Annotated in this window: 2 protein-coding genes; both read right to left on the bottom strand. The window is 52.8% G+C overall.

Translation table 11 applies throughout. From position 1 onward, the window contains the following. A partial coding sequence (locus tag LI162_RS15115) for a toprim domain-containing protein (protein ID WP_227156867.1) occupies positions 1 to 1,162 on the bottom strand: 1,162 nt, incomplete at its 3' end. Further along, on the bottom strand, positions 1,159 to 2,091 hold a 933-nt coding region (locus LI162_RS15110; RefSeq protein WP_227156866.1), incomplete at its 5' end, for a MobA/MobL family protein. The genes LI162_RS15110 and LI162_RS15115, both read right to left, overlap by 4 nt.

The following is a 2,091-nucleotide window of genomic DNA, read 5'->3' as shown; positions in this document are numbered from 1 at the left end:
TCAGCCGGGGCTTAACGGTATCGCCCAAACCGTCCTCGGCGGTCTGATAGATGATGTTGAAAGGCTCAAGTGTCTCCATACCGGGTAAAGGCTTTCGGTTGGTGCAAGCCGCCGCAAGACGCATAGCAAAGTAGGTCTTACCCTCGCCGGGATTGCCCTGTATAATCGTCAGCTTTCCAAAGGGGATATACGGAAACCATAGCCAATCCACGCTCGTAAGCTCCACATCTGCCATGCGGAGCATGGGAACAGGCTGGGCGGTGGGCAGCTCTCGCAGCGTGATTGTCTCGGCTATGAATTTGCGGCTGGGAATGTCCCCTTGCTGACGGAGAACATCGTTCCAGTCTTTCCTTGCCGGGACAAGGCGAATGACGGCGATCTCGCTGGGAATGTCCTGTGCCAGTCGGGTGCAGGCTTCACTTCCTGCGGTGTCGCTGTCAAGGCAGAGGAATACTTTTCGGGTGTCCTTGCGTTCAGAAAGAAAACGGTCAAGGGCTTTGCCCGAAACGCCGCCCAGGGCAAGATAATTTCTTGTCTGCCAATCCTGCGGATAAAGGCAGATAAAGGACAAAAGGTCAATCGGCGCTTCAAAAACAAAAAGCTGGTTGCCGTTTCCCTCATAGTGGAACGGATAGGATTTGTCAGACCCGGCAATGTCCTGTCTGAATGGGTCTGCCGTTCCTCGCACATGGGCGTATCTCGGCGTACCGCTTCGGTCTCTGCCGACAAACACAACATTGTGCCGCTTTGCGTCCTCGTAAATATCCCCGGAAAGAAGAAAAGCCTCAACAAGCGTTTTGTTGAGACCTCGGCTTTCTGTGAGATATTGAATTGCTCTGTCGGCTGTTCGGTTGTGCAAGGGCAAGTGGAACGCTGTGGGCGGTGCTGTGGTGGCTTCGCTCTGTCCCTCGGCGCTTTCGCCGGTTAAGAGCTGGACGGCTTCGGGAAAGGACTTTCCGTAAAACTCCATGACAAAATCAATGGGATAGCCGCCCTTGCTCTGGCTGTGTCGAAACCATTTGTTTCCCCGGACGGTCAGGCTGTCATGTTCTTTCCAGCGGTATTCTCGTCCGCTTTTGATAAGTGTCTCTCCCTGTGTACGGAGAAAATCTTCCAGTCTGACGGCGTTTGCCCGGTCAATCTGTGCTTGGGTGTAATTCATCGGGATAGTTCCTCCTTTTTCTGTCGTGTTTGGGGTCGATTTTGGAGTTTTTGTTCCTCTGTGCGCTCGTTAAATCGGGCGGCAGTATCTACACATGACTTGACCTTCCAAAGGCGGTGTAAATCGTCTCTGACGGTCTTAAACTCGCCATAGGTGGTGTTGTGCGCCTGTTCCAGCTCGTCATACTCGTCGGACAGCTTTTTCATATCCACCTTGCCGTCCGGGAACTCCTCGGTCAGCTTGCGTCTGGCGGTGTAGAACATTTTCAGCTCGTCGGCGTGTTCTGCCTTGTACTTGGCTCTGGACTTCTCAAACTTGATTTTCTGCAAGCCGTCACAGACAGGCTTCAAGCTCTGGAAGGTAGCGGAGTAGTCATAAAGCCGCTTGATTTCTTTCATTCGTGCGGTCTGCCCGTCCAGCGTTTTCTTCAAGCTCTCTGTGGTGGAGCTGTGTTCATTGACATGGCTTTCCAAATCTTCAAGGGTGTAAATGCCGTTTGCCCGGAGATAATTGAAAGTCTCGTTCATCTCCTTTAGGTTGCTGATTTTGCCTTTCTGGGAATAAGCCCCGGCTTTGCGCTGGGTGTAGTAGGCGTTCAGCAGAGAAACAAGGTCGGGGGTCTGCGGCTTGGCAAGCTCTGCTTTTGCTTCGGCAATCCAATCGAACAGGAGAGTGATTTTCTTCTTGATGTCCCGGATAACGGCATTGGTGGCTTTGATCCAGCGGTTGAACTCTCCCTTTTCGGTGCGTATGCCTTTCTTCTCCATTGCCCGGACGGTTGCGCCCTCATGGATGGTGGGAAGTAAATCCACGCCCTGCCGTTCATAGCTTCGGTGGTCGATACGAACATCAATACCTTTTTCCGCAAACTTGGCATTGCATAGCTCCGCCCATGTCTGCCGCCAGTATTCCAGCGTTTCGGGACTGCC

The organism is Mediterraneibacter sp. 210702-DFI.3.120 (genome assembly GCF_020561005.1).
In the GTDB taxonomy this organism is placed as follows: Bacteria; Bacillota; Clostridia; order Lachnospirales; family Lachnospiraceae; genus Mediterraneibacter; species Mediterraneibacter faecis.
The sequence above is the reverse complement of the archived record's forward strand: the minus strand, read 5'-3'. Positions and strand labels throughout refer to the sequence as shown.